General features: G+C 67.3%; 27 protein-coding genes and 1 tRNA gene. 12 read left to right on the plus strand and 16 right to left on the minus strand.

All coding sequences use genetic code 11. The features are described 5' to 3' along the window. Positions 1-17: 17 nt before the first annotated feature. The 3 genes from PSPA7_RS10945 to PSPA7_RS10955 form a co-directional block, all read right to left on the minus strand. A complete protein-coding gene (locus tag PSPA7_RS10945) occupies positions 18-377 on the minus strand; it encodes an Mpo1-like protein (RefSeq protein ID WP_012075246.1) in 360 nt (119 codons plus the stop codon). Positions 378-497: 120 nt separating this feature from the next. Beyond that, positions 498-1970: a methyl-accepting chemotaxis protein gene (locus PSPA7_RS10950; RefSeq protein WP_012075247.1), complete on the minus strand. Its 1473-nt coding sequence runs from the start codon at positions 1968-1970 to the stop codon at positions 498-500. A 138-nt stretch (positions 1971-2108) separates the two neighbouring features. Next, on the minus strand, positions 2109-2912 hold the full coding sequence (locus PSPA7_RS10955; RefSeq protein ID WP_012075248.1) for a TatD family hydrolase: 804 nt from the start codon (positions 2910-2912) through the stop codon (positions 2109-2111). Positions 2913-3158: 246 nt separating this feature from the next. Between PSPA7_RS10955 and PSPA7_RS10960 the strand changes: the two genes are divergently transcribed. Both PSPA7_RS10960 and PSPA7_RS10965 read left to right on the plus strand, forming a co-directional pair. Continuing rightward, entirely contained in the window at positions 3159-4586 is a 1428-nt protein-coding gene (locus PSPA7_RS10960; RefSeq protein WP_012075249.1) for an MltF family protein, read from the plus strand. A gap of 99 nt (positions 4587-4685) precedes the next feature. Next, a complete protein-coding gene (locus PSPA7_RS10965) occupies positions 4686-5120 on the plus strand; it encodes a DoxX family protein (RefSeq protein WP_012075250.1) in 435 nt (144 codons plus the stop codon). 181 nt (positions 5121-5301) lie between these two features. Here PSPA7_RS10965 and PSPA7_RS10970 read toward each other — a convergent pair whose 3' ends face one another. The 3 genes from PSPA7_RS10970 to thpR are packed head-to-tail and all read right to left on the minus strand — an operon-like array spanning position 5302 to position 8052. Next, positions 5302-6324, minus strand: coding sequence for a lipase secretion chaperone (locus PSPA7_RS10970; RefSeq protein WP_012075251.1), 1023 nt, complete (start codon positions 6322-6324; stop codon positions 5302-5304). A 49-nt stretch (positions 6325-6373) separates the two neighbouring features. After that, on the minus strand, positions 6374-7309 hold the full coding sequence (gene lipA, locus PSPA7_RS10975) for a triacylglycerol lipase (protein WP_012075252.1): 936 nt from the start codon (positions 7307-7309) through the stop codon (positions 6374-6376). After that, positions 7306-8052, minus strand: coding sequence for an RNA 2',3'-cyclic phosphodiesterase (gene thpR, locus PSPA7_RS10980; RefSeq protein WP_228380089.1), 747 nt, complete (start codon positions 8050-8052; stop codon positions 7306-7308). The genes lipA and thpR overlap by 4 nt, the downstream gene beginning before the upstream one ends. A gap of 176 nt (positions 8053-8228) precedes the next feature. Here thpR and PSPA7_RS10985 point away from each other — a divergent pair, with 176 nt between their 5' ends. Continuing rightward, positions 8229-8546 (plus strand): hypothetical protein, encoded by a 318-nt coding sequence (locus PSPA7_RS10985; protein WP_012075253.1) that lies wholly within the window; start codon positions 8229-8231, stop codon positions 8544-8546. A 12-nt stretch (positions 8547-8558) separates the two neighbouring features. Here the strand turns inward: PSPA7_RS10985 and greB are convergent, their stop codons facing one another. The 3 genes from greB to PSPA7_RS11000 are packed head-to-tail and all read right to left on the minus strand — an operon-like array spanning position 8559 to position 12301. Beyond that, positions 8559-9065: a transcription elongation factor GreB gene (gene greB / locus PSPA7_RS10990; protein WP_012075254.1), complete on the minus strand. Its 507-nt coding sequence runs from the start codon at positions 9063-9065 to the stop codon at positions 8559-8561. Positions 9066-9116: 51 nt separating this feature from the next. Next, the gene (locus tag PSPA7_RS10995) at positions 9117-11609 is read right to left on the minus strand and encodes an ABC transporter permease (RefSeq protein WP_079262234.1); all 2493 of its coding nucleotides are present in this window, start codon (positions 11607-11609) and stop codon (positions 9117-9119) included. Positions 11610-11617: 8 nt separating this feature from the next. Further along, positions 11618-12301: an ABC transporter ATP-binding protein gene (locus tag PSPA7_RS11000; RefSeq protein ID WP_012075256.1), complete on the minus strand. Its 684-nt coding sequence runs from the start codon at positions 12299-12301 to the stop codon at positions 11618-11620. A gap of 10 nt (positions 12302-12311) precedes the next feature. Here PSPA7_RS11000 and tesA point away from each other — a divergent pair, with 10 nt between their 5' ends. The 3 genes from tesA to PSPA7_RS11015 all read left to right on the plus strand — a co-directional run bounded on the left by tesA (position 12312) and on the right by PSPA7_RS11015 (position 14300). Next, positions 12312-12917, plus strand: a complete 606-nt coding sequence (tesA, locus tag PSPA7_RS11005) for an esterase TesA (protein ID WP_012075257.1) — start codon at positions 12312-12314, stop codon at positions 12915-12917. Positions 12918-12972: 55 nt separating this feature from the next. Next, complete coding sequence (locus tag PSPA7_RS11010) at positions 12973-13251, plus strand: hypothetical protein (RefSeq protein ID WP_003157086.1); 279 nt, start codon at positions 12973-12975, stop codon at positions 13249-13251. A gap of 77 nt (positions 13252-13328) precedes the next feature. Continuing rightward, complete coding sequence (locus PSPA7_RS11015) at positions 13329-14300, plus strand: L,D-transpeptidase family protein (protein WP_012075258.1); 972 nt, start codon at positions 13329-13331, stop codon at positions 14298-14300. Positions 14301-14422: 122 nt separating this feature from the next. On the opposite strand, the gene oprI is transcribed toward PSPA7_RS11015, so the two are convergent. Together oprI and PSPA7_RS11025 are read right to left on the minus strand one after the other, a co-directional pair. After that, the gene (oprI, locus tag PSPA7_RS11020) at positions 14423-14674 is read right to left on the minus strand and encodes an outer membrane lipoprotein OprI (protein WP_003090944.1); all 252 of its coding nucleotides are present in this window, start codon (positions 14672-14674) and stop codon (positions 14423-14425) included. A gap of 411 nt (positions 14675-15085) precedes the next feature. Continuing rightward, a tRNA-Ser gene (locus PSPA7_RS11025) sits at positions 15086-15175 on the minus strand. Between the two features lie 155 nt (positions 15176-15330). Between PSPA7_RS11025 and earP the strand changes: the two genes are divergently transcribed. Beyond that, a complete protein-coding gene (gene earP, locus PSPA7_RS11030) occupies positions 15331-16461 on the plus strand; it encodes an elongation factor P maturation arginine rhamnosyltransferase EarP (protein ID WP_003157087.1) in 1131 nt (376 codons plus the stop codon). A 42-nt stretch (positions 16462-16503) separates the two neighbouring features. After that, entirely contained in the window at positions 16504-17070 is a 567-nt protein-coding gene (efp, locus tag PSPA7_RS11035; protein WP_003090942.1) for an elongation factor P, read from the plus strand. An 84-nt stretch (positions 17071-17154) separates the two neighbouring features. On the opposite strand, the gene ohrR (PSPA7_RS11040) is transcribed toward efp, so the two are convergent. The 3 genes from ohrR (PSPA7_RS11040) to PSPA7_RS11050 all read right to left on the minus strand — a co-directional run bounded on the left by ohrR (PSPA7_RS11040) (position 17155) and on the right by PSPA7_RS11050 (position 19221). Then, a complete protein-coding gene (ohrR, locus tag PSPA7_RS11040) occupies positions 17155-17583 on the minus strand; it encodes an organic hydroperoxide resistance protein OhrR (RefSeq protein WP_012075259.1) in 429 nt (142 codons plus the stop codon). Positions 17584-17727: 144 nt separating this feature from the next. Beyond that, positions 17728-18183, minus strand: a complete 456-nt coding sequence (ohrR, locus tag PSPA7_RS11045; RefSeq protein WP_012075260.1) for a hydroperoxide stress response transcriptional regulator OhrR — start codon at positions 18181-18183, stop codon at positions 17728-17730. Positions 18184-18264: 81 nt separating this feature from the next. Beyond that, positions 18265-19221, minus strand: coding sequence for a LysR family transcriptional regulator (locus PSPA7_RS11050; RefSeq protein ID WP_012075261.1), 957 nt, complete (start codon positions 19219-19221; stop codon positions 18265-18267). Between the two features lie 101 nt (positions 19222-19322). Here PSPA7_RS11050 and PSPA7_RS11055 point away from each other — a divergent pair, with 101 nt between their 5' ends. Beyond that, entirely contained in the window at positions 19323-20072 is a 750-nt protein-coding gene (locus PSPA7_RS11055) for a sulfite exporter TauE/SafE family protein (RefSeq protein ID WP_012075262.1), read from the plus strand. A gap of 1 nt (position 20073) precedes the next feature. Here PSPA7_RS11055 and PSPA7_RS11060 read toward each other — a convergent pair whose 3' ends face one another. Further along, positions 20074-20928 carry a LysR substrate-binding domain-containing protein gene (locus PSPA7_RS11060; RefSeq protein ID WP_012075263.1) on the minus strand — a complete coding sequence of 285 codons (855 nt, stop codon included), beginning with the start codon at positions 20926-20928 and terminating at the stop codon, positions 20074-20076. A gap of 96 nt (positions 20929-21024) precedes the next feature. Here PSPA7_RS11060 and PSPA7_RS11065 point away from each other — a divergent pair, with 96 nt between their 5' ends. Beyond that, positions 21025-21258 carry a DUF1127 domain-containing protein gene (locus PSPA7_RS11065; protein WP_012075264.1) on the plus strand — a complete coding sequence of 78 codons (234 nt, stop codon included), beginning with the start codon at positions 21025-21027 and terminating at the stop codon, positions 21256-21258. A gap of 82 nt (positions 21259-21340) precedes the next feature. Beyond that, positions 21341-22549: a winged helix-turn-helix domain-containing protein gene (locus PSPA7_RS11070; RefSeq protein WP_012075265.1), complete on the plus strand. Its 1209-nt coding sequence runs from the start codon at positions 21341-21343 to the stop codon at positions 22547-22549. A 40-nt stretch (positions 22550-22589) separates the two neighbouring features. Here the strand turns inward: PSPA7_RS11070 and PSPA7_RS11075 are convergent, their stop codons facing one another. Beyond that, positions 22590-23936: a class II 3-deoxy-7-phosphoheptulonate synthase gene (locus tag PSPA7_RS11075; protein WP_033997824.1), complete on the minus strand. Its 1347-nt coding sequence runs from the start codon at positions 23934-23936 to the stop codon at positions 22590-22592. A gap of 172 nt (positions 23937-24108) precedes the next feature. On the opposite strand from PSPA7_RS11075, the gene PSPA7_RS11080 reads away from it, so the two are divergent. Next, the gene (locus PSPA7_RS11080; RefSeq protein ID WP_012075267.1) at positions 24109-24858 is read left to right on the plus strand and encodes a spermidine synthase; all 750 of its coding nucleotides are present in this window, start codon (positions 24109-24111) and stop codon (positions 24856-24858) included. The last annotated feature ends 4 nt before the right edge of the window (positions 24859-24862 follow it).

Consider the following 24862-nt stretch of genomic DNA (forward strand, 5'->3'; position numbering starts at 1 on the left):
CAATCCCGGACGAACCGTCACTTGCGCCGTGCGCGCCAGGCCTTCCACCAGGCGCCACTGAGGAGGAAGCGGGGGAAGGTGACGAACTGTTCGACGAGCAATCGACTGACAGCGTCCTGCCGATCGCTGAAGGGCTCCGGCGCCTGTTCTTCCAGCGCATGGCCCTTGGCCTGGAGCGCCAGGCCGGCCACGATGCCGATGACGCCGAGCGCCACGCGCAGCAGGTCCAGGCCGAACAGGCCGCCGAGCAGGAGGATCGCGCCGAGGATGAACAGCGGGACGGCGATCAGGTGCAGGACCAGGTTGGTCGGGTTGCGGTGGTTGCCGGCGTAGCCTCGCCATTGCCAGGCGAGCAGGTTGGGGTGACGTTTGCCCATGGTTCTCGATACTCCGTGGCGGCGACCCGCGAGGCGGGTCGTTTCATGGCATCGAGTCTAGGCGCGGCGCCGCGCCGCGGCGAATGATTCCTGCCTATCCCGGCGATAGGGCGACCCTGCTCAGAGACGCAACTGGCCGATGGCGCGAGTCAGGTCGCCGGCCAGGTCGACCAGTTGCTGGCTGGTGGCCGCCGACTCGACGGTCTGCTGCACGGTGAGCTCGGTGACATCGCGGATGCCCACCACCGAGCGGGTCATTTCTTCCGCCACCTGGCTCTGCTGTTCCGCGGCGACGGCGATCTGCGTATTGCTTTCGCGCATCTGCGCCACGGCGTTGGCGATCGCCGCGAGGGCCTCGCCGGCGTCGCCGGCCTGGCTGACGCAACCGTCGGCCTTGAGCGAGCTTTCCTGCATGAACTCCACGGCGTCGCGGGTGCCCGATTGCAGGGCGAGGATCATCTGGGTGATCTCGTCGGTGGAGTCCTGCACGCGACGGGCGAGGTTGCGCACCTCGTCGGCGACCACCGCGAAGCCGCGGCCCATTTCGCCGGCCCGCGCGGCCTCGATGGCGGCGTTGAGGGCGAGCAGGTTGGTCTGCTCGGCGATGCCGTGGATCACGTTGACCACGCCGCTGATCTTCTGGCTGTCCTCGGCCAGCTTCTGGATCATCTCGGCGGTTTCCTGGACCCCCTGGGACAGTCCGGCGATCGATGCGCTGACCCGGTTCACCGCCTGCTGGCCGGCGCCGGCCAGGCGATCGGCTTCCTGCGACTGGTCGCGGGTGTCGGCGGCGTGCTGGGCGATATGGAAGACGGTGGTCGACATTTCGTTGATCGCGGTGGCGGTCTGGTCGGTCTCGCTCTGCTGGCCGAGCATGCCCTGGCGCACCTGGCCCATGCTCCTGGCGAGCGCCTGGGCGCCCTCGTCGAGCTTGCCGGCCGCGGCGGCGACAGTACCGACGATGCGCTGGTAGCCAGCCTGCATGGCGTTGAAGGCGCCGGCCATCTGGCCGACCTCGTCGCGTCCCTGCAGCGGTACGCGGGCGGACAGGTCGCCGCTCTTCTCGACATGCAGCATCACATCCTTGAGGGTGTGCAGGTGGGTCAGGATGAAGCGGATCAGCAGTTGCGAAGCCGCCAGCAACGCCAGCATCAGCACCAGGACGGCGACCGCGTAGGCGCCGGCGCGATCGGCGAAGACCTGCCAGAGGTCGCTGGCCGGGGCGAGCACGGCGAAACGCTGGCCGGAAGCGGTCTGGCCGACCCAGGCGCCGAGCAGCGCGGTCTCGCCCTGGCGCGCACCGTGCAGCTCGACCCAGCCCCGGGCTTCGTCCAGCGCCTGGGCCGCCGTGCCGCCGAGGCTCGCGGCCTGTTCCAGCGGCAGCAGGTTGCTCCGTGCGGGCAAGGTACCGCCGGTTGGCCAGGCCTGTACCAGCTCGCCTTCGGCGGCGGCGGCGCTCTGGGCGGACGCATTGCGTCCGGCGGCCTCCTGCTGCATGGCGAACAGAACCAGCAGCAGGGTGGTGAAGAAGGCCACCGCGTTGACGGCCCAGAACTTGTATTTCAGTGGGATGTTGCTGATCCAGGTGCCCATAGGGGGATTTCTTCTTATCGGCAAGATAATGGCAAGGCGCCATTATCTTGAAAGCTGAGTAAGGGGCAATCGTTGATACGGGTCAACGAGACCGTTGGTCAGCTTAGCGGCTGAACCCGCGGGAGCTTTAGGACGAACTCAGGCGATCGTCGGCAGGCCGAAGAACGCCCGTGCGGTGGCAGTGGAATGCTCTGCCAGGCGCTCGGCGCTTTCACCCCGGTGACGGGCGACGCAGGCGAGCACTTCGCCCAGGTAGGCCGGCTCGTTGCGCCCGTTCTTCGGCTTCGGCCGCAGGCTGCGCGGCAGCAGGTAAGGCGCGTCGCTTTCCAGCATGAGACGGCCGACCGGGATCTCGCCTACCAGATCATGCAGGTGGGTGCCACGGCGTTCGTCGTTGATCCAGCCGGTGATGCCGATGTGCAGGTCGAGGTCGAGGTAGCCATAGAGCGCCCGGCGCTCGCCGGTGAAGCAGTGCACCACGGCAGCCGGCAGGCGATCGCGGAAGTCGCGCAGGATCGCCAGCAGGCGCTCGCTGGCGTCGCGTTCGTGGAGGAACACCGGGCGTTGCAGCTCGACGGCCAGAGCCAGCTGCTCCTCGAAGGCCTTTTCCTGGGCCGGACGGGGGGAGAAGTCACGATTGAAGTCCAGGCCGCATTCGCCCACCGCGCGTACCCGTTCGTTGCCGAGAAGGGCGCGCAGGCCACGGACGGTGTCGCTGTTCCAGTGGCTGGCATCGTGGGGGTGGACACCGGCGGTGGAGAACAGCCGGCCGCCCTCGTCGAGTTCGGCGCAGAGTCGCAGGGCCTGCTCGCTGTCGGCCAGGCTGGTGCCGGTGAGCACCATCTGCACCACGCCGGCGGCGCGCGCCCGGGCGAGCAGCGCTTCACGTTCCGGGGCGAAGCTGGCGTGGGTCAGATTGACGCCGATATCGATGAGTTGCATGGTGCCTTCCTGGTATCCGCAGCGGGGCGGTGCCCCTCGATCATCCCGGTCCCGCCGGGGGATGGGTGGCAAACCGCTTGTAGACCAATCCGTTATAATCGCAGATCGGGTTCTTCAGCGCCCGGATTATCTACCCCAATGCCTCCGTTTGCAGCCGCTGTCGGAGAGGAACTTGCCAAGACTGCCAGGCTCTGATTGATCCGGTCCCCCGGAGAGGGACATCGAGCCCGGCCTCTGGAGACCTGGATGACGCGTCTGTTGCTGCTTTCGCTTTGCCTGCTGGTGCTCGCGCCGTTGCCGGCGGCCGCGCGCATCACCGGCCAGCCGGACACCTGGCAGCGGGAACAGCCGGAGACCCGCGACCTGGCGAGCATCCGTCGCAGCGGCGTGCTCAAGGTGCTGGTGAACCAGAGCCGCAACAGCTCGGGCGAGGTGAAGGGCGAGCCGATCGGCGTCGAATACCGCCGCCTGCGCGCCTTCGAGCAGTACCTCAACAGCCGCTCGCCCTCCGCGCGGGCGCTGACCTTCAAGCTCATCCCCAAGCCCAAGGACCAACTGCTCGCCGCCTTGCAGCGCGGCGAAGGCGACCTGGTGGCGCCCGGCGAACTGCTGCCGGCCCATGACGGCCTGCGCGTCAGCCCGAGCGCGCCGGTGCGCGCCGACGTGCCGCTGGTGCTGGTGGCGCGCAAGGGCAACCGGCGCTACACGCGCCTGGAGCAACTCTCCGGGCGGACCATCCCGCTGCCGGCCGGCAGCGCCGCCGAAGAGGCCATCGAACAGGTCAACCAGCGCCTGGCGCAACGGCGCATGGCGCCGATCCGCATCGAACGGCTGGACCCCTCGCTGGCGGTCGAGGACGTGATGGAAATGGTCCAGGCCGGCATCCTCGGTTTCAGCGTGGTCGAGCAACCGATCGCCGAGCGCTGGGCCAAGGTCCTGCCGAAGCTGCGGGTGGATCGCCACCTGGTGCTGGACAATCGCGCCGACATGGCCTGGTACGTGCGCCGCGATGCCAGCACCCTGCGCGCCACCATCGACCGCTTCCTCGCCGATTACCGGGCGCCGGCGGATCAGGACGTGGCCTTCCAGCGGGTCTACCGGCGTGCCTACAAGGTGCGCAATCCCCTTGGCGCGGCCGATCGCAAGCGCCTGGAAGCGGTGCGTCCCTTGCTGCAGCGCTACGCGCAGCGCAGCAACCTCGACTGGTTGGCGCTGGCGGCCGTGGCCTACAAGGAATCGCATCTCAACCCGGCGGCGCGCGGTGCCGGCGGCGCCAGCGGGCTGATGCAGATCACCCCGGCGGCGGCGCGCAGCGTCGGGGTCGGCAATGTGCACGACAAGGACAGCAACGTGCTGGCCGCCAGTCGCTACCTGACCAAGATCCGCAAGCAGTTCTTCTCCAGCAAGCACCTCGACGAACGCGAACGCCTGGCCTTCACCCTGGCGGCCTACAACATGGGTCCGGAGCGGGTGCAGAACCTGCGCACCCAGGCCCGTCGCCGGGGGCTCGATCCGAACCGCTGGTTCTTCCAGGTCGAGCGGGTGGCCGCGGAAGAGATAGGGATGGGCGTGGTGAGCTATGTCAGTAGCGTGAACAAGTACTACCTTGCATATGAGCGCGAGCGGGAACGTCTCGAGGCTGACAGGCGCGGAACGACGACGGCACAGAAATAATCTATAAATACGATAGGTATTACGGGTTTTTTGCGGTTTCAATATCGAATTGTCCTGCCTATAGTGTGCACAACCTATCCCACACCCTGAGGACGCAACATGAATCCACTGATCAAGACCCTCCTGTCGACCAACGCCGGGGCCGGCTTCGCCCTCCTGCGCATCGTCACCGGTCTTACCCTGATGGCGCACGGTTCGCAGAAGCTTTTCGGCCTGTTCGGCGGCGCCGGCCTGAGCGGCATGGCGCAGTGGTTCGAATCCATCGGCCTGACCCCCGGCTACCTGCTGGCGACCCTGGCCGGTAGCGCCGAGTTCTTCGGCGGCCTGGCCCTGGTGATCGGCCTGCTGGTGCGGCCGGCCTCGGTGGTGATCGGCTTCACCATGATCGTGGCGATCTTCAGCGTGCATATCGGCAACGGCTTCTTCATCACCGACAACGGTTACGAATATGCCCTGACCCTGCTGATGATCAGCGTGGCGCTGCTGGTCGATGGCGCCGGCAGGTTCTCGCTGGACGGCAAGCTGTCCCGCTGAACCGGGCTGGCGACGAAAAAGGGCGGACACCTTCGGGTGGCCGCCCTTTTTCGTTCTGCCGTGGCGTTGTCTGCCGATAGCGCGGCAGCTCCGGATGGCGGATAAGCACAAATGGGTCATTCGCCCTGCACGCCGAATGCTTCACCAAGGGCCACGCCGGCCTGGATTACGGGCCCGTTTCTCAGCGCTGTTGCGCCTGGCGCATCTGTTCCAGCGCGCCCAGGCGCAAGCGTTCCTGTTCGCTGAAACGCTCCTCGGCCAGGCGTTCGACCGCCGCGCGGCGGTCGGCTTCGCTCAGGCCGGCATTGCCTTCGATCCGGCTTTTCTCGGCGAAGTAGTCGTCCAGCCGGCCTTTCCAGGCCGAGCGCTGCTGGTCGAGTTTTTCCAGGCGGGTGGTGGCTTCGGCACCGACCAGTTGCTGACGCATCTGGCGGATGGCTTCCGGGCCGGCGCCAGCGGCCTGGAGGGCGGCGGTCTGCTGCTGCAGTTCGCTTTGCAGTTGCGGCAGCACGCTTTCCTGCTGGTCTTCCGGTAGGCTGGCGCGCAGACGGTCGATGGCGGCGGCCTTTTCCTCGGCGCTGAGCTTGCCGTCCTGGCGGATCGCCAGGCGCTCCAGGGTGAACTGGTTGTAGGTTTCCTCGTCGGCGAAGAACGCCACGTGCGCCTCGTTGCTGAAGATCCGCGCGCGCAGGGCTTTCACCGCGGCTTCCCGCTGGCGCAGGGCGTCGAGGTCGGCCAGGCGCGGCAGGTCGCGTTCGAGCAGCACCAGTTCCTTCTTGTAGTCGATGTATTGCTGCATCAGCGCCAACGCCTGGCCGCGCGCCGGCTCCTGGAGTTCGGCGGCGATGTAGGCGCGCAGGCGGTCGAGGCTCTGCTGCAGGGGTTCTTCGCCGATGGCGCTGAGGAAGTAGTCGAACAGGTTGCGGATGTCGCGGGTGATCAGCAGGTTGCCGCTGGCGTCGACGCTGAAACTGCCATCGACGCTGGTGCCCCTGAAGGAGGTTGGCAGCGGTGCGACCTTGGCCGGCATGACCTGGGGGGCCGGCACCGCTTCTCCCACGGAGGCTGCTGGCGGGGCGCGGTCTGCGCCCGCCTGCGCGCTGGCCGGAGGCGCCGTCTCGGGGGCGGGGGAAGGTTCCAGCCAGGCGAACCAGGCCAGGCTGGCGGCGAACGCCAGTGGAATCAGCAGGAGGATTTTCTTCACGCGAGGGGGCTTCCGGGAAAGGGCCGGGGCCGAGGCCCCGGCCGGGGTCCTACAGGCTGGCGTTCTTCAGGCGGTTGGCGTGCTGGCGGTAGACGCTGACCGGGCTGGTCTCGAACAGGCTGGTGAGGCCGAAGACCTGGTTCACCTCGTCGAGGTGGTTCATCCGGTAGTTGTCGCGGATGACCATGCCCAGGTGCGAACTGCAGGTGCCGACCAGGCCGTCGTTGGCCGCGCCGTTCTTGAAGGTCAGCGACGAGGCGCCGAGGAAGGCGTCACTGGGGTCGAGGAAGTTGGTCAGGGGCGCGGAGCCGCTCCAGGAGTAGTAGCTCACGCCGTCGACCTTGTAGGCGCCCTCGCCGCAGGCCGAGGTGGGGATGCCCTGCGGGTACTTGGCGTTGAAGCGCGCGGCACCCTCGCTGTTCAGCGACTCCAGCGAGCCCAGCGAGTTCTGCGTGCCGGTGCTGCCGCTGGAAAGGAAGCTGATCAGCGCGCCAAGGCTGTTGACCAGCCCGGAGAGGACTGCCTCGCCGGCCGAGCCCGGTGGGATCTGGCGCAGGAAGTCGGCGGTGTCCGACCCCTTGTGCGGCGCGCCGACGCTGGTGGCGGAGGCGATCAGGTCCGGGCGCACGGCGGCGACGTAGCGGATGGTCGGGCCGCCGTGGCTGTGGCCGATCAGGTTGACCTTGGGCTGGCCGCTGAGGGCGACGATTTCCTCGACCTGCTGCAGCAACTGCTCGCCGCGGACTTCCGAGGTGTCCAACTGGCTGACCTCGGTGACGTAGACCTGGGCGCCGTCGCGGCGCAAGGCGTTGGGAATGCCGAACCAGTAGTCGACCCCGAGGATGTTGTCGAAGCCGAGCATGCCGTGGGCCAGCACGATGGGGTATTTGGTCTGGGTGTAGGTGCTGGCCTGGATCAGAGGGCTGGCAGCGAGAGAGGCGAGGCCGATGGCCAGGCCGAGGGGGAGCAGAGACTTCTTCTTCATGTTGTTCTCATCTCAGGTTGATGGGGCCGAGGGGCGCGTCCTGCCAGCCATCGCCCGAATCCTTCCGGGAGAACCGCTTCGCTGTCCCTTGCGCAGGAACCGTGCCAGCTTCGGCTTTTTTCCTCCAGGCCAGGAAATCCGCGGCTTCCTGGCGGCCGGTCATAACCTGCGTGGCAGAGCGGAAGAGGCGGGTTGTTACGGCGCGAAACGCTCGTTTGAATCTTCCTCGCACAACGCCCAGCAACCGAGTGTGCGGTAGCGCACACCCGCGGCGTCGTTTTGCGAGCAAAACAGGCTGAAATGGTCGACCTGCCATACGAAGGTTGGGGTGGCGGGGTGTCCTCCAGCGGCGCGGCATCGCGAGCCAGGGTCAGATGGGCGCTGAATGGGCGGGTTTCCACGGGCAGCTGCAGTTCGGCAAGGCCGGAGCACAGGGCGCGGCGCAGTTGCAGGAGGGCGCCGGGCGGCTGGCTGGGGGCCAGCAGCAGGATGCCGTTGCTCCAGCGCAGCAGATGGTCGAGGCGCAGTTCGAAGGGCGCGGCCTCGATGGCCGTGGCCATGTCCAGCAAGGCCTCGAGCCGAGCGGACGGGACCTGGCCGAGGAAGGCCAGGGTCAGGTGCAGGTTCGCCGTTGCCACCTGGCGGCTGGGCAGTGGCCAGCCATCGCGCCACCGGCCGATCCGCTCGGCGAGGGGAGGTGGACAGGACAGGGCGAAGAACAGGCGAAGAGAGTGATCGGGCATGGGCGCCTCCGTGTGATTCTTGACAGTCTCCGTGCGGCTTTTCTAGGATGCGCGTGCGCCGATTTAAACAGCAACTTGCGGGGCGCCCGGCACCAGCCGAAATACCGCTAAAGCGCTGGCTCGGTGTTGCCTCTCACCGCTGTCCAGCGGGACCGAAGAGGCGGAGACACGACGTCATGACCTGTCCCAGCACGCAACTGCGCCTGGCACCCATCACCACCGGCCTGGTCCGGCGCAACCCGAGGATTCTCCTCAGCGGCCCGCACCAGCCGACCCTCGTCCGTTACCTCGAAGGCTGGCCGAAGCGCTGGAACGGTTCGCGCACCTTCCTCATCCAGTTCGCCCGGGACGGCAGGGAACTGGCCCGCTTCCCCAGCGACGCGTTCGACTTCGCCGTGGTCCAGGCCCCCGAGGCGGAGGACCTGGGCCTGGTGGTCCGGCAACTGATCCGGGTCGCCCGCCAGGGCCTGATCACCCGCCGTCTGCTGCGCTGAGCGCGCGGCGCCTCAGGGCGCCGCTGGATAGTCGATCTCGACCACGAACCAGAGCTTCTCGCCGGCAGGGGTGCGCACCAGCACCTCGGCGTCCAGTTCCTTGCCGACCAGCGCGCGGGCGAGCGGCGAGTCGATGCTGATCTGGTTGTTGCGCAGGTCCAGTTCGTCCGGGCCGACGATACGGTAGCGAGCCTGTTCGCCGTCTTCGTCTTCCAGGGTCACCCAGGCGCCGAAGTAGACCCGGTTCGCATCGGCCGGTCGCTCGCCGACCACCTTGAGGTTTTCCAGGCGCTTGCGCAGGAAGCGCACGCGACTGTCGATCTCGCGCAGCATCTTCTTGCCGTAGATGTATTCGGCGTTTTCCGAGCGATCGCCGAGGGCGGCGGCTTCGCTGACCGCCTGGGTCACCTGGGGCCGCCGCACGTGCCAGAGTTCGTGCAGCTCTGCGCGCAACCGCGCGGCGCCCTCCGGGGTGATCAGCGGGGTGCCGGCGGTGCGCGGTGGACGATAGCGACTCATGGTTCGGGTGGTTCCACAAATGAACGGATGAAAGTTTCCCAGTGTATCCGATCAGCCCTCGCGCAGGACCCGCAGCGGGCTGCTGTTGAGGGCGCGTCGGGTGCCCAGCAGGCCGGCGCCGCCGACCAGCACGGCGCCTGCCAGAGGCAGCGCCAGCAACCAGGGATGTGGTTGCCACGGCAGGTCGAAGACCAATCGATAGAGCAGCAGGCTGACCACCTCGCAGCCGAGCGCCGCGAGCAGGCCGCTGACTGCGCCGAGCAGGGCGAATTCGACCCGCCGGGTGCGTTGCAGCAACTCGCGCTCGGCCCCCAGCGCGCGCAGCAGGGCGCCCTGGCGCACGCGTTCGTCGAGGGTCGCCTGGAGGCCGGCGAAGAGCACCACGAAGCCGGCGGCGAGGACGAACACCAGCACATATTCCACGGCCAGGGTGACCTGATCGAGGATGCTCCGCAGCTGGCTCAGCAGCGCATCCACCGGCAGCAGGGTGACGGTGGGGAAAGCGCGCGCCAGATCGACCAGTTCGCGCTCCTGGCTGGCCGGCAGGTAGAAGCTGGTCAGGTAGGTCACCGGCAGATCGGCCAGGGTGCCGGGCTGGAAGACCATGAAGAAGTTCGGCTGGAAGTTGTCCCACTTCACCTGGCGCAGGCTCTGCACCCGGACCTCGCGGTTCTGCCCGGCGACGCTGAAGGTCAGGCGGTCGCCGACCTGGATGCGCAGGTTGGCGGCCAGCTTCTCTTCCACCGAGACGCCCGGCAACGCCCCCGGCTGCGCCGCGCTCCACCAACTGCCGGCGGTGAGTGTGTTGCCCACGGGCAGATGCGCCGACCAGGTCAGGCCGAGGTCGCGTTGCAGGGCGCGCTCGCTGCGCACATCCTCGTCGAGGGCCTGGACCGGCTTGCCGTTCACCGCCACCAGGCGTCCGGGGACCATCGGAAACAGCGGCTCGGCGCCGGGCGAGAGCTTCTGCACGCGGCTTTCGAAGGCGTCCTTTTCCGCAGGCAGGATATTCAGCGCGAAATGGTTGGGTGCGTCGGCCGGCAACTGTGCCTGCCAGGTGTCCAGCAATTCGCCGCGGAGCAGGGCGATCAACGCCATGGCCAGCAGGATCAGGCCGAAGGCCAGGCTCTGTCCGGCGGCGGCCAGCGGGTGCCGCAGCAATTGGCCTAGCCCCAGGCGCCACGGCAGGCTGGCCCGCGCCAGCGCCCGGCGCAGGCCGTTCAGGCCGAGGAGCAGGAGGGCGCCGAGCGCCAGCGTGGCGACCAGGCCGCCGCCGAGCAGGGCGAGAGTCAGCTTCAGGTCGAGGCTCAGCCGCCACATGATCAGCCCTAGGGCGAGCAGGGCGCAGGCGTAGGCCGCCCAGGTGCGCATCGGCACCGGCAGGAGGTCGCTGCGCAGCACCCGCAGCGGCGGCACCCGGCCAAGAGCGGCCAGCGGCGGCAGGGCGAAGCCGGCCAGGGCCACCAGACCGGTGGCGATCCCGGCGAAGGCGGGGAACAGGCCGCCGGCCGGAACGTCCGGCGGCAGCAGCGTGGCGAGCAGGCGGAACAGGCCGAGTTGCGCCAGCCAGCCGAGCAGGGCGCCGGTGACGCTGGCCAGCAGCCCCAGCAGCAACAATTGCAGCGTGTAGAGCGCCAGGGTTTCGCCGCGCGACAGGCCCAGGCAGCGCAGCAGCGCGCTGGCATCGTAGCGACGGGCGGCGAAACGGGCGGCGGACAGCGCCACGGCGACCCCGGCGAGCAGCACCGCGGCCAGGCTGGCCAGGTTCAAATAGCGCTCGGCGCGGCCGAGGGCGTCGCCGACCTGGCGGTTGCCGTCGCGGGCATCCTGCAGGCGCTGGTTGGCGGCGAGGCTGTCCCCGACCTGCTGGCGGTAGGCCTGGAGCGCTTCTGGCGGTCCTTCCCACAGGTCCCGGTAGCGCACCCGACTGCCCGGCTGGACCACCCCGGTGGCCTTGAGGTCGGCCAGGCTCATCATGGCGCGTGGCGTCAGGCTATAGAAGTCGCCGGCGCGGTCCGGCTCGTAGGTGAGGATGCGCGCGATGCGCAGCGGCTTGCGGCCGATCTCGATGCTGTCGCCGACTTTCAGGTCGAGGCTCACCAGCAGGCGCGATTCGACCCAGACTTCGCCGGCTTGCGGGCGTCCTCCGGCCTCTTCGGTGGCGAACGGCGCGGCGGTGCTCTTGAGTTCGCCACGCAGCGGATAGTTGTCACCGACCGCCTTGATGCTGCCGAGCTGGATGCCCTGATCGGTGGCTATCACGCTGGAGAATTCGACGCTGTCGGCGTGGCGCAGGCCGAGGCGGGTGCCGCGCTGGATCTGCTCGGCAGAGGCTGGCTGGGTGCCGTTGAGTACCAGGTCGGCGCCAAGGAACTCGGCCGCGCGGGACAGCATGGCGCCATTCAGACGGGCGCTGAAATAGCCGATGGCGGTGCTCGAGGCGACGGCGATCAGCAGGGCGAAGAACAGCACGCGCAACTCGCCGCTGCGCGATTCGCGGAACAACTGGCGACTGGCGAGGCTGAGCAGGCGGGAGAAGGGCACCGGCTTCATCAGGGCTCGACCTGCTCGATCAGGCGCCCGCTTTCCAGGCGGATCAGGCGTCGGCAGCGGTGCGCCAGGCGTTCGTCGTGGGTGACCAGGACCAGGGTGGTGCCGCGTTCGCGGTTGAGTTCGAAGAGCAGGTCGCTGATGCGCTCCCCGGTGGCGCTGTCGAGATTGCCGGTGGGTTCGTCGGCGAACAGCACGTCGGGCTCCGCTGCGAAGGCGCGGGCGATGGCGACCCGCTGCTGCTCGCCGCCGGAGAGCTGGCGCGGGTAGTGGCCGAGGCGCTGGCCGAGGCCGACCCGCTCGAGCAGTTCGCCGGCGCGCTGGCGGGCGTCCGCGCGGCCTTCCAGCTCCAGCGGCAGCATGACGTTCTCCAGGGCGTCGAGGCTGTCGAGCAACTGGAACGACTGGAATACGAAGCCGACGTGGGCAGCGCGGACGCGTGCGCGCTGGTCCTCGTCGAGCGCGCCGAGGGCGTGCCCGGCCAGCTGGACTTCGCCGCCACTGGGCTGGTCGAGGCCGGCGAGCAGGCCGAGCAGGGTCGACTTGCCGGAGCCGGAGCTGCCGACGATCGCCAGGCTGTCGCCGCGGGCGAGGTCGAGGGAGAGGTCGTGGAGGATGGTCAACTTGCCTTCCGCGCTACCGACAACCTTGCTAAGGTTCTGCGCGTTGAGAATGCTGGCGCTCATGGAGGTTCCGATGCGTGCATTGCTGTTGAGCGGCTGCCTGGCCCTGGTCCTGCTGACCCAGCAGGCCGCGGCGCAGACGCTGTTGGTCGTGGGCGATAGTATCAGCGCCGCTTTGGGACTGGATACCAGCCAGGGCTGGGTCGCCCTGCTGCAGAAGCGTCTGGCCGAGGAGGGTTACGACTACCGCGTGGTCAACGCCTCGATCAGTGGTGATACCTCCGCGGGCGGCCTGGCGCGCCTGCCGGCGCTGCTTGCCGAGGAAAAACCGGCGCTCGTGGTGATCGAACTGGGTGGCAACGACGGCCTGCGCGGGATGGCCCCGGCGCAATTGCAACAGAATCTTGCCGCCATGGCGCAGAAGGCCCGCGCGGAAGGGGCGAAGGTGCTGTTGCTGGGTATCCAGCTACCGCCGAACTACGGTCCCCGCTACATCGAGGCGTTTTCCAGGGTCTACGGCAGGGTCGCGGCGCAAGAGAAGACCGCCCTGGTGCCGTTCTTTCTCGAAGGGGTCGGCGGGGTCGAGGGGATGATGCAGGCCGACGGCATCCATCCGGCGCTCGCCGCCCAGCCCAGGCTTCTGGAAAATGTCTGGCCGACACTGAAACCGCTGCTTTGAGACTTCCCCGGGAAACCGCTTTCGGCTAAGGTTGCGCACCCCTCAGGAGCCCCCCATGCCGCGTCCCGCCTGGACCCTCTATGCCTATCGACTGATCGAGCCCGATGATCAGCTGGACCTGTTCGCCTGTCGCGAGGTCCGGGTGCATGTGGTGGCGCGTCAGCTGGAGCTGGACACCCCGGCGGACCGCACGCTCTGCGGCAAGCTGCTGCCGGCCCAGCCGCGCTGGCAGCCGCTGGAGCGCGGACGCCTGCGCGACCGCCTGCTGTGCCCCGACTGCCGGAAACAACTGGAAGCGGAAAAGCGCGGGGAGCGCCTGTCCTGGTTGGTCTGAGCCCTCCCGGTGAAACCTGGCGGGGTGTTACACTGTCTCTTCTACTCCTTCATCGCACTCGCCAAGGATTCTCCGGAATGTTGTCGCGCGTACCCGTCGTCTCACTGTCTCTCGCCGCGCTGCTTTCGGCCGGCTCCGCATCGGCCCTGGAACTGCCGCTTCCGCCTCCGGGCGAGGATGTCGTCGGCCAGGTCCAGGTGATCAAGGCCAAGTACGAGGACACCTTCGCCGACCTCGGCGAGCAGTATGACCTGGGCTACAGCGAGATGGTCGCCGCCAACCCCGGTGTCGATCCCTGGCTGCCGGGCGTCGGCACCGAAGTGATCATCCCGACCCGTTTCGTGCTGCCGCCGGGGCCGCGCGAGGGTGTGGTCATAAACCTGGCCGAATACCGTCTCTATTACTACCCGAAAGGGCAGGACGTGGTGCACACCTACCCGCTGGGTATCGGCCGCGAGGGCTGGGGTTCGCCGATCGCCAACACCCGTATCACCGCCAAGACCAAGGATCCGGCCTGGTACCCGCCGGCGTCGATCCGCGCCGAGCACGCCGCCGACGGCGATCCGTTGCCGACCGTGGTGCCGCCGGGCCCCGACAATCCGCTGGGACCGTACAAGCTGACCCTGGGCGTGCCGGGCTACCTGATCCACGGCTCGAACAAGAAGTTCGGCATCGGCACCCGCACCAGCCACGGCTGCTTCCGCATGTACAACGCCGATGTGACCCACCTGTTCTCGATGATCAGCGTCGGCACCAGCGTGCGTATCATCAACGAGCCCTACAAGTTCGGCGTGAGCAACGGCAAGGTCTACCTGGAGGCGCACACGCCGCTGAACGACCATGGCGATCCGTCGGTGGTCGACAAGCACACCGCGGTGATCAACACCCTGCTCAAGCGCGACGACCTGGCCAAGCGTATCCAGCTCAACTGGGACGTGGTGCGCGAGGTGGTGGCGTCCGAGGATGGCGTGCCGGTGGAGATCGCCCAGGAGTCCGCGCCGGCGATGACCGCGACGATGGATAGCGATCCGACGCAACTGGCCCCCTGAGCGCAGCTGCGGAAGAACAAACCCGCGTACCGCAAGGGCGCGGGTTTTTTCATGTCCGGGCGAATCGCGGGCATAAAAAAACCGGCCCCGAGGGACCGGTTTTCAACAGGTCGCGAGACCTATTACTTGCGGCTGGCTTTTTCCAGCATGCGCAGGGCACGCTCGTTAGCCTCGTCAGCGGTCTGCTGAGCTTTCTGAGCGGCGCCCAGAGCTTCGTCAGCCTTGCGATAGGCTTCGTCAGCGCGAGCCTGAGCGCGAGCAGCCGCGTCTTCGGTAGCGGTCAGACGAGCTTCGGTTTCTTTGGAGTGGCTGCTGCAACCGGTGGCCAGAACAGCAGCCAGAGCCAGAGCAGAGAATTTCAGAACGTTGTTCATCGTGTTCCCCTTAAGGTGGACATTTCCATAACAGCAATCTCCCCAGCCGGGGAAATTAGCCGGCTACATACTACCCATTACTTGTAGTAAGTAAACTGACCAAGCGCAAGCCGAGCAACTTTTTTTTTAGCCTCCTCGACTTTAGCAGTAGTTGGAGAGTGTTTTGTTCAAAAAACATCCAGCGGGCAGGGCAAGTAAGGAATTTCCCGGACCTTCGGTGGAGTTGCTGCAAGGGGCGAGGGGCGAGGGCTGCCGGGTTGTCGAGAGTGTCTCGCGGAATGCCGGCTTATCGTTTTGGCGGGGAGTGGCAAGTAACAACTAAGTTGCCAGCATGTTGCCTGAAATGCCGTAAGTATTGGTGCGGAAATGAAAAAGGCCCGGCTAACTTGTTAGCCGGGCCTTCTTGCGATGTGGCGGTGAGGGAGGGATTCGAACCCTCGATACGGTTTCCCGTATACACACTTTCCAGGCGTGCTCCTTCAACCACTCGGACACCTCACCAGATTGCTCGACAGCGCTGTGTCTGTCGAGGCGCGCAATTTACTCGAACCTTTCCCGCTTGGCAAATATTTTTTTAACTTTTTCATCGGCTTAGGTCGTTGCCGGGCTGTCCGCGGGGCGCCTTGGTAGAATGCCGGTCACGAAAGGAGGGGCGGATGGCGAGCTGGGACATTTTCTGTAGCGTGGTCGACAACTATGGCGACATCGGCGTCACCTGGCGCCTGGCTCGCCAGTTGGCCGGGGAGCATGGCCAGGCGGTGCGCCTGTGGGTCGACGAACCGCGCGCCTTCGTTCGTATCTGCCCGCAGGCGGACCCGGCGATACAGGTCCAGCGCCATGCCGGCGTGGAAGTGCGCGCCTGGGACAAGGCATGGTCCCCGGTGGAGGCCGCCGACGTGGTGATCGAGGCCTTCGCCTGCGAATTGCCGGAAGCGCACCGGCAGGCGATGCGCGAGCGCGGGCGTCCTTCTCTCTGGCTGAACCTGGAGTACCTCAGCGCGGAAGAGTGGATCGGCGGTTGCCACGCGCTGCCTTCGCTGCAGCCATGCGGGCTGTCCAAGTACTTTTTCTTTCCGGGGTTTCGCGAGCCCAGCGGCGGGCTGTTGCGCGAGGCCGGCCTGCTGGAGCGCCGGCGCAGCTTCCAGGCCTCGGCGCGCGCGCAGGAGGCGTTCCTCGCCGCTCTCGGGGTGCGGCGCAAGGTCGGTGAGCGGCTGCTCTCGCTGTTCGCCTACGAGAACCCGGCGCTACGGTCCTGGCTCGACTCGTTGCGCCGCGCTCGCCAACCCAGCCTGCTGCTGGTGCCGGAGGGACGGGTGCTGGCCGATGTCGCCGGCTGGCTGCAACTGCCCGGGCTGGCCGTCGGCGAGGTCCACGTGCGCGACGCCCTGCGCGTCCAGGTATTGCCATTCATGGCCCAGGACGACTACGACCGCCTGCTCTGGTGTTGCGACCTGAACGCGGTGCGGGGCGAGGATTCCTTCGTCCGCGCGCAATGGGCGGGCCGCCCGATGGTCTGGCACATCTATCAGCAGGAAGAGGAGGCGCACCTGGCGAAGCTCGAGGCGTTTCTCGATCTCTATTGCGCCGCCCAGCCACCGGCGCTGGCGCAAAGCCTGCGCGCCTTCTGGCTGGCCTGGAACGTCGGTGGCGAACTTGGCGGACTCTGGGAAAGCCTGGAAGAGCGTCTGCCCGACTGGCGGCGGGAAGCGCAGCGCTGGGCGGACGAACAGGACGCGCGTCCGGATCTTGCGGCAAGGCTGGTGCATTTTTACGCAGATTGGCTATGATACGCGGCCTGATTTTTTGTCTTTCATCCATCGGATATTCGTATGAAAACCGCTCAAGAGTTCCGCGCCGGCCAGGTTGCCAACATCAATGGCGCTCCCTGGGTCATCCAGAAGGCCGAGTTCAACAAGTCCGGCCGTAACGCCGCCGTCGTCAAGATGAAGCTGAAGAACCTGCTCACCGGCGCCGGTACCGAGACCGTGTTCAAGGCCGACGACAAGCTGGAGCCGATCATCCTCGATCGCAAGGAAGTGACTTACTCCTACTTCGCCGACCCGCTGTACGTCTTCATGGACAGCGAGTTCAACCAGTACGAAATCGAGAAAGACGATCTGGAAGGCGTTCTGACCTTCATCGAAGATGGCATGACCGACATCTGCGAAGCCGTGTTCTACAACGACAAGGTGATCTCGGTAGAACTGCCGACCACCATCGTTCGCCAGATCGCCTACACCGAGCCGGCCGTCCGCGGCGACACCTCGGGCAAGGTGATGAAGACCGCGCGCCTGAACAATGGCGCGGAGCTGCAGGTTTCCGCGTTCTGCGAAATCGGCGACTCGATCGAGATCGATACCCGCACCGGTGAGTACAAGTCCCGCGTCAAGGCCTGATCCTTCCGCGCGACGAGAAAAAGCCCGGCATTCGCCGGGCTTTTTCGTTTCCGCCGTCCGCTGCGGCGCGGACTGGCAGGGACTTCAGACCGACACGTTCAGGCGTACGTCGATATTGCCGCGGGTGGCGTTGGAGTAGGGGCAGACCTGGTGGGCGGCGGCTACCAGCGCTTCGGCGGCTTCGCGCTCCAGGCCCGGCAGGCTGATGTCCAGTTCGACCTCCAGGCCGAAGCCGCCCGGAATCTGGCCGATGCCGACCTTGCCGGTTATCGAGGCGTCGGCGGGAAGGGCCTGCTTGCGCTGGCTGGCGACGAACTTCAGGGCCCCGATGAAGCAGGCGGAGTAGCCGGCGGCGAACAGTTGTTCCGGGTTGGTGGCCGCGCCGCCCTGGCCGCCCAGTTCGCGCGGAGTGCTGAGTTTCACGTCGAGTATGCCGTCCGAGGATACCGCTCGGCCGTCACGGCCTTCGGTGGCGGTTGCGGTTGCGGTGTAGAGAGCCTTGATGGTTTGCATGAGGGGTCACCTGCCTATGTTGTGCGTTAATTTCTTGCGTGCTAAGTAAGTGCGTGAGCATGAATTTAGCGCTGAGTTATTTTGCGCGCAAGATAATATTTGGAAGATTTGGCGATAAGAGCCAGGCAGACAGGTATAAGCCCCTCAGTCCGGGGCTTGCAGGTTGCCGCGCAGGGCCAGCAGTTCGTCCTTGAGGGCGACCAACTGTGGCAAGTCGAGGCCGGTGCGCTCCAGGATGCAGGCGGGAATGCTCCCGGCCTGTCGCTGCAGGGCGCGGCCCTTGGCGGTCAGGTGCAGCAGGACTATGCGTTCGTCTTCGCTGCTGCGAGTGCGGGTAATCAGGCCCTCGCCCTCCAGGCGCTTGAGCAGGGGCGTGAGCGAGCCCGGGTCGGTAAGCATGCGTGCGCTGATTTCGCCCACGGTCAGGCCGTCGCGTTCCCACAGCACCAGCATGGCGATGTACTGCGGATAGGTGAGGCCGAGCGCTTGCAGCAGGGGCTTGTAGACCTTGGTCATCTGCAGCGAGGTGGAGTACAGGGCGAAGCACAGCTGGTTGTCCAGCTTGAGCTGCTCGCAAGGGGTGGTGGGCAGTCGGGACATGGCTGTCTTCCAGGTAAGGCGCTGTGCATGAATTTAGCGTAGTGGCTTTTGGCTTTCCAGGTTTCCCGCCGGCCGGTGTCTTCAGCGCTCGCCCAGGCACTGCTGCAGGGCCTGGTCCCAGGGCGGCGGAAAACCGAAGCGCTCACGGAGGAAGGCCAGAAGCAGGCGGGTTCGCGAACTGGCTTCGCGCTCCAGGCGCAGGGCATAGATGCAGGTTGGCTCGGCGGCGGGCAAGCCGTCGTCGCAGAACAGCGCTTGCAGTTCGCCGCGCAGCAGGTACTCGCTGCACAACCAGGTCGGCAGGTGGGCGATGCCGAGGCCGGCCAGCGCCGCGTCGACCATCGCTTCGGCGTTATTGGTGGCCAGCCGCGCCCGTTTCGGCCGCAGGTGCTGGAGCTTGCCGTCGTGCTGGAAGCGCCAGGCATAGGGTGGCGACAGGTTGTCCCAATCGATGCCGGCATGCTCCGGCAGTTCGCCTGGGGAGGCGGGAACGCCGTGTTCGCGCAGGTATTCCGGGCTGGCGCAGACCACCCGCACCATGGGCGCTAGCGAGGTGGCCACCAGGCGGCTGTCGGGCAGCGGGCCGGCGCGCAGGACCAGATCGACTTCGCCGAGGTGTTCGCCCTGCAGGTCGATGAAACTGCCTATCAGGCGCAATTGCACGTCGAGGCCGGGGTTGGCCTTGAGGAAGTCGGCGATGGCCGGAGCCAGGTGGCGGCGGCCGAAGGGCACTGGTGCATCGATGCGGATCAGGCCCTGCGGCGCGGTGCTCAGCGATACCGCTTCGGCGCGGGCCAGGCGCAGTTCGGTGACGATCCGCCGCGCCCGATCGGCGAAGGCCAGGCCCGCCGGCGTGGCGCGCACGGCATGGGTGGTACGGACCAGCAGGGTACTGCCCAGCGCGCGCTCCAGGGCATCCATGCGGCGCGCCACGGCTGATGGGGTGAGCGGATGCTTGCGCGCAGCGGCGGAGAAGCTGCCGCTGTCGAGCACGTCGAGGTAGAGGACGAACTGTTCGCTGAGGGTATCGGGCAACATGAAGAATGCCTTTGCGTATTGGGCATAGCCATTGTGCTTTCTTGCGCGTTTCCCATCCAGCCACGCCTGCCTAGCATGGAGGCTGGCGAAAGGAGGCTGGCATGCTGGATGTGGTTTTCGATTTTCTTCTGGGCATGATGCTCGGTTGTCTGGGTGGACTCTTCGGCATCGGCGGCGGCTTGCTGGCGATCCCGGCGCTGGGCGTGATCTTCGGTCTCGACCAGCAACTGGCGCAGGGCACCGCGCTGGTGATGGTGGTGCCGAACGTGCTGCTGGCGCTGTGGCGCTACCACCAACGCAACCGCATCGATCCGCGCCAGGCCGGGATCCTCGCCCTGACCGGGCTGCTTTGCGCGTTCCTGGCGTCCAGCGTGGCCGCGCGGATCGACGCGGCGCGGATGCGCGAAGCGTTCGTGGTCTTTCTCCTGGCGCTGGCCGGCTACATGTTCTGGCGCCTGTTCCGGCGTCCGCCGCAGGGCGCCGCGACGCCGCGCTACGGTCTGCCCTGGATGGGCGTGCTGGGCCTCGGCGCGGGCTCGCTCGGCGGTCTGTTCGGGGTCGGTGGCGGGGTGTTGGCGACGCCGGTGCTGACTTCGGTGTTCGGTCTCGCCCAGGTCGTCGCCCAGGGGCTGGCCCTGGCTCTGGCCGCGCCGAGCACGGCGGTGGCGCTGGGGACCTACGCCATGCACGGCCATGTCGACTGGCGGATGGGGATCCCCCTGGCGCTGGGCGGCCTGCTGAGCATTTCCTGGGGCGTGAGGCTGGCTCACGCCTTGCCCGAGCGCGGCCTGCGCATGGCCTTCTGCGCCTTCCTCGCGTTGTGCGCGGTGCTCCTGCTGGTGCGCGGTTGAGTCAGAGGCGGAAGCCCTCGCCGATGTATTCGGCCAGCTTTTCGGTGACCGGCGACTGGCTGTGCGGGTTGCGCATCAGCATGATGCTGGCCGAGGGCAGGGCGGGCAGGCCCTCGCTTTCGTCGAGGATGCGCAGGTTGCCGGTCAGCAGACTGCGTAGCTGCACGGTCACCGCCAGGCCGGCGCTGACCACCGCGAACAGCGCCGACAGGCTCGGGCTGCTGTAGGCGATGCGGTAGTCCAGCTCGGCCGCTTCCAGGGCGTTGCAGGCCCAGGCGCGGCAGAAACAGGTGGTGTTGAACATGGCCAGGGGGATCGGCCGCTGGTGGTGGGGGCAGAAGCCCTCGGCGGCCATCCAGACGAAGGGTTCCTGGCGCAGCAGCTGGCCGATCTCGGTGCCGGGCTCGCGGGTGACGATGGACAGGTCGAGATCGTTGCGCGCCAGCAGGTTGAGCGAGGTGTCGCAGTGCACCTCGACCTGCACCAGCGGATAGGCTTCGGCGAAGCGCGAGAGGATCGCCGGGAGGAAGCGCATCACATAGTCGTCCGGGGTGCCGATCCGCACCGAGCCGACCATGTGTGGCTGGCGCAGGGTGTTGAACACCTCGCCGTGCAGTTTCAGGATCCGCCGGGCATAGCCGAGCAGTACCTGGCCTTCGGCGGTGAGGCGGGTCTGCCTTCCGTCGCGCTCGAACAGCGAGCGCTGCAGGACGTCCTCCTCGAGCCGTTTCATCTGCATGCTGACCGCCGACTGGGTGCGGTTCACCGCCTCCGCGGCGCGGGTGAAGCCGCCGTGCTCGGCGATGGCGACGAAGGTGCGGAGCAGTTCCGTATCGATGCCGGGCTGGTAGCTCATTCATCAATCTCCGAGATGCATTGCATAAGAATGATTCGTTGGATTGATCCTATGCCCGGCGGGAGACTGTGCCTATCCCGAACGGAGGGCAAGACGATGAAAGGTCAACAGGATTGTTTCGGCAATCACTTCCACGCTGTAACCCATCCCGCCTCGCCGGCTGCGCCGTCGTTGTGGCGCCGTTGGCGGCGCTGGCTGCAACTGGCCCGCGAGCGTCGGGAATTGCTGAGGCTGAGCGACGAGGCGCTGAAGGACCTGGGTCTGAGCCGGGCGGACATCTTCCGGGAAGGCGAGCGTCATTTCTGGGACGATCCGTTGCGTCGGCATTGAGCGAACCGCAGCGGCGCGCCGGGCTGGCGCGGTGGCGGAGGCGCGCTAGACTCGCGGTTTCCTTCTTCGACAGGGGCGCTCCATGAGTCTTTCGCTTTCCCTCGCCGAAGCCCGCCGCCTGGCCCTGGCGGCGCAGGGCTTCGACGGTCGGCGGACGCGCCGCAGCGTGCAGCGGCGCCACCTGCGCGAGATGCTCGCGCGCCTCGGTCTGCTGCAGATCGACTCGGTGAATGCGCTGGTGCGTTCGCACTACCTGCCGCTGTTCTCCCGTCTCGGTCCCTATTCGATGACGCTGCTCGACGAGGCGGCCTGGAGTGTTGGCCGTCACCGCCAGTTGTTCGAATACTGGGGCCATGAAGCCTCGCTGCTGCCGCTGGCACACTATCCATTGCTGCGCTGGCGGATGCGCCAGGCCGCCGACGGCCAGGGCATCTACCAGCAACTGGCGCGTTTCGGCCGGGAGCAGCAGCCACTGATCCGCCAGGTATTGCAGGCGGTGCGCGAACAGGGCGCGCTGGGTGCCGGCAGCCTGAGCACGCGGCAGGAGCGGGCCGGTCCGTGGTGGGACTGGAGCGCGGAAAAACATGCGCTGGAATGGCTGTTCGCCGCGGGTGAGGTGACGGTGGCCGGACGGCGCGGTTTCGAGCGGCTCTACGATCTGCCGGAACGGGTGTTCCCTGCGGAACTGCTGGCCCGCCCCGAACCGTCGGAAGACCACGCTCAGCGCGAACTGCTGCGCATGGCCGCCACGGCTCTCGGCGTGGCCACCGAAAAAGACCTGCGCGACTACTACCGGTTGAGCCCGGCGCAGAGTCGTGCGCGCCTCGCCGAACTGGTGGAGGCCGGCGAGCTTCTGCCGGTGAGGGTGGAAGGTTGGAGCCAGGCGGCCTATTCCCTCGGTGAGCCACGGGTACCGCGGCGGGTGCCTGCCAGCGCCCTGCTTTCGCCTTTCGATTCGCTGGTCTGGGAGCGCGCGCGGGCCGAGCGCCTGTTCGATTTCCGCTATCGCCTGGAGATCTACACGCCGAAGGAAAGGCGCGTGTACGGCTACTACGTCCTGCCGTTCCTGCACAACGGCCGCCTGGTCGGCCGTGTCGACCTGCGCGCCGAGCGGGCGCGCGAGCGCCTGGCGGTGCATGCGCTGCACGCCGAGGCCGGCGGGATGGACGATGCCGCGCTCCACGAACTGGCCGCGCAACTGCGCGACATGGCGGCCTGGCTGGGCCTGGCGACGGTGATGATCGAGGGGGGCGGAGAGCTGGCGTTGCGCTTGCGCGGGGTATTGCTCTAGAGAGAACTCCCGCCGGGCGGCGGGAGCGTGCGAGGTGCTGTCAGTGGCGCACCTGCTTGAGCGTCTCGGCGATGAGGAAGGCCAGCTCCAGCGACTGGTCGGCGTTCAGCCGCGGGTCGCAGTGGGTATGGTAGCGGTCGCTGAGGCCGTCCTCGGTGATCGGCCGCGAGCCGCCGATGCACTCGGTGACGTTCTGCCCGGTCATCTCGATATGGATGCCGCCGGCGTAGCTGCCCTCGGCCTGGTGCACCTCGAAGAACTGGCGGACTTCGGCGAGCACGCGGGCGAAGTCGCGGGTCTTGTAGCCGCTGGAGGCCTTGATGGTGTTGCCGTGCATCGGGTCGGAGCTCCACAGCACCTGGCGCCCCTCGCGCTGGATGGCCCGGATCAGGCGCGGCAGGTGGTCGCCGACCTTGTCGGCGCCCATCCGCACGATCAGGTTGAGGCGGCCGGGGTCGTTCTCCGGGTTGAGGATGTCGATCAGGCGGATCAGTTCCTCGTCGTCCATGCTCGGCCCTACCTTGACCCCGATCGGGTTGCCGACGCCGCGCAGCATCTCCACGTGGGCGCCGTCGAGCTGGCGGGTGCGGTCGCCGATCCAGAGCATGTGCGCGGAGCAGTCGTACCACTCGCCGGTCAGGCTGTCGCGGCGGGTCAGGGCTTCCTCGTAGCTCAGCAGGAGCGCTTCGTGGGCGGTGAAGAAGCTGGTTTCGCGTAGCTGCGGCGCGCTGTCCAGGCCGCAGGCGCGCATGAAGGCGAGGGTCTCGTCGATGCGGTCGGCCAGTTGCTGGTAGCGCTCGGCGAGCGCCGAGTTGGCGATGAAGTCGAGGTTCCAGCGGTGCACCTGGTGCAGGTCGGCGAAGCCGCCCTGGGCGAAGGCGCGCAACAGGTTGAGGCTGGCGGTGGACTGGTGGTAGGCCTGCAACAGGCGCTCCGGATCCGGCACGCGGCTCTTCTCGTCGAAGCCGATGCCGTTGACGATATCGCCGCGATAGGCCGGCAGGGTCACGCCGTTCTGCGTCTCGTCGCCGGCGGAGCGCGGCTTGGCGAACTGGCCGGCCATGCGTCCGACCTTCACCACCGGGCAGCCGGCGGCGAAAGTCATCACCACGGCCATCTGCAGCAGGACCTTGAAGGTGTCGCGGATCTTCGCCGCGGAGAACTCGGCGAAGCTTTCCGCACAGTCGCCGCCCTGGAGCAGGAAGGCGCGCCCGGCGGTGACTTCGGCGAACTGTCGGCGCAGCTCGCGGGCCTCGCCGGCGAAGACCAGCGGAGGATAGCCGGCGAGGGTCTGTTCGACCCTGGCCAGGTGGGCGGCGTCGGGGTACTCGGGTTGTTGCTGGATTGGCTTGGCCCTCCAGCTGTCGGGGCTCCAGGACTGGCTCATCTGCGACTCTTGGCGATGCTCGGAAAAGCGGATTGCGGCATGGTAGAGCAGCCAGGCGCGGCGCCGCCAGCGATCATTGCGATAGCGGAAATCCATCGTCGGGCCGGCTTTGCTATGCTGCGGTGTTTTTGCCGGAGTACCTGGCGATAGCCGGCGAAGCGGCGGGGGGTAGGTGGTGAGCGAAGAACGGCTGCTGGTCGAGGAGCAGGATGCATACGGGGTGATCCGGGTGATCGAGTCCGGCGACTACCGCTTCCTCGAGTTCGGTGATGGCGTCGAGCAGAGCTGCGTGTTCATGCCCGACCCGACCTGGCTGGAGTACGACTATACCCGCGCCATGCTGCTCGGCGCGCTCTGCCACCCACGACCACGGCGGGCGCTGTTCCTCGGTTTCGGCGCCGGCAGCCTGACCCAGGCCTGCCTGCGCCACCTGCCGCTGGAGGAGGCCGAAGCCATCGAGTTGCGTCCGGCCATCCCGCGCCTGGCCCGCGAGCATCTGGGGCTGGGCGCCGATCCGCGCCTGCGGCTGCGCATCGGCGATGCGCTGGAGGCGCTGGACGATTGCGCGGAGGCCGACCTGATCTTCCTCGACCTCTATACCGACACCGGGCCGTCGGCCGCGCACCTGGCCTGGAACTTCCTCGGCGCCTGCCAGGAGCGGCTCGCCGCGGATGGCTGGCTGGTGATCAACCAGTGGAGCGGCAACGACGGCAAGCCGCTCGGCGCGCCGCTGCTGCGCGGACGCTATCACCATCATTACTGGGAGTGTCCGGTGGCCGAGGGCAACGTGGTGATGCTGGTGCCGGCCAGCCTGGCCCTCGAACTCGACCAGGAGGCCCTGCAGGCGCGTGCCGCGGCGCTGGAGCCGCAACTCGGCTACTCGTTGCAGGGCTATCTCGACAGCCTCCGCCCGGCCCAGTAGCCAG

It is taken from the genome of Pseudomonas paraeruginosa PA7, assembly GCF_000017205.1.
GTDB lineage: Bacteria > Pseudomonadota > Gammaproteobacteria > Pseudomonadales > Pseudomonadaceae > Pseudomonas > Pseudomonas paraeruginosa.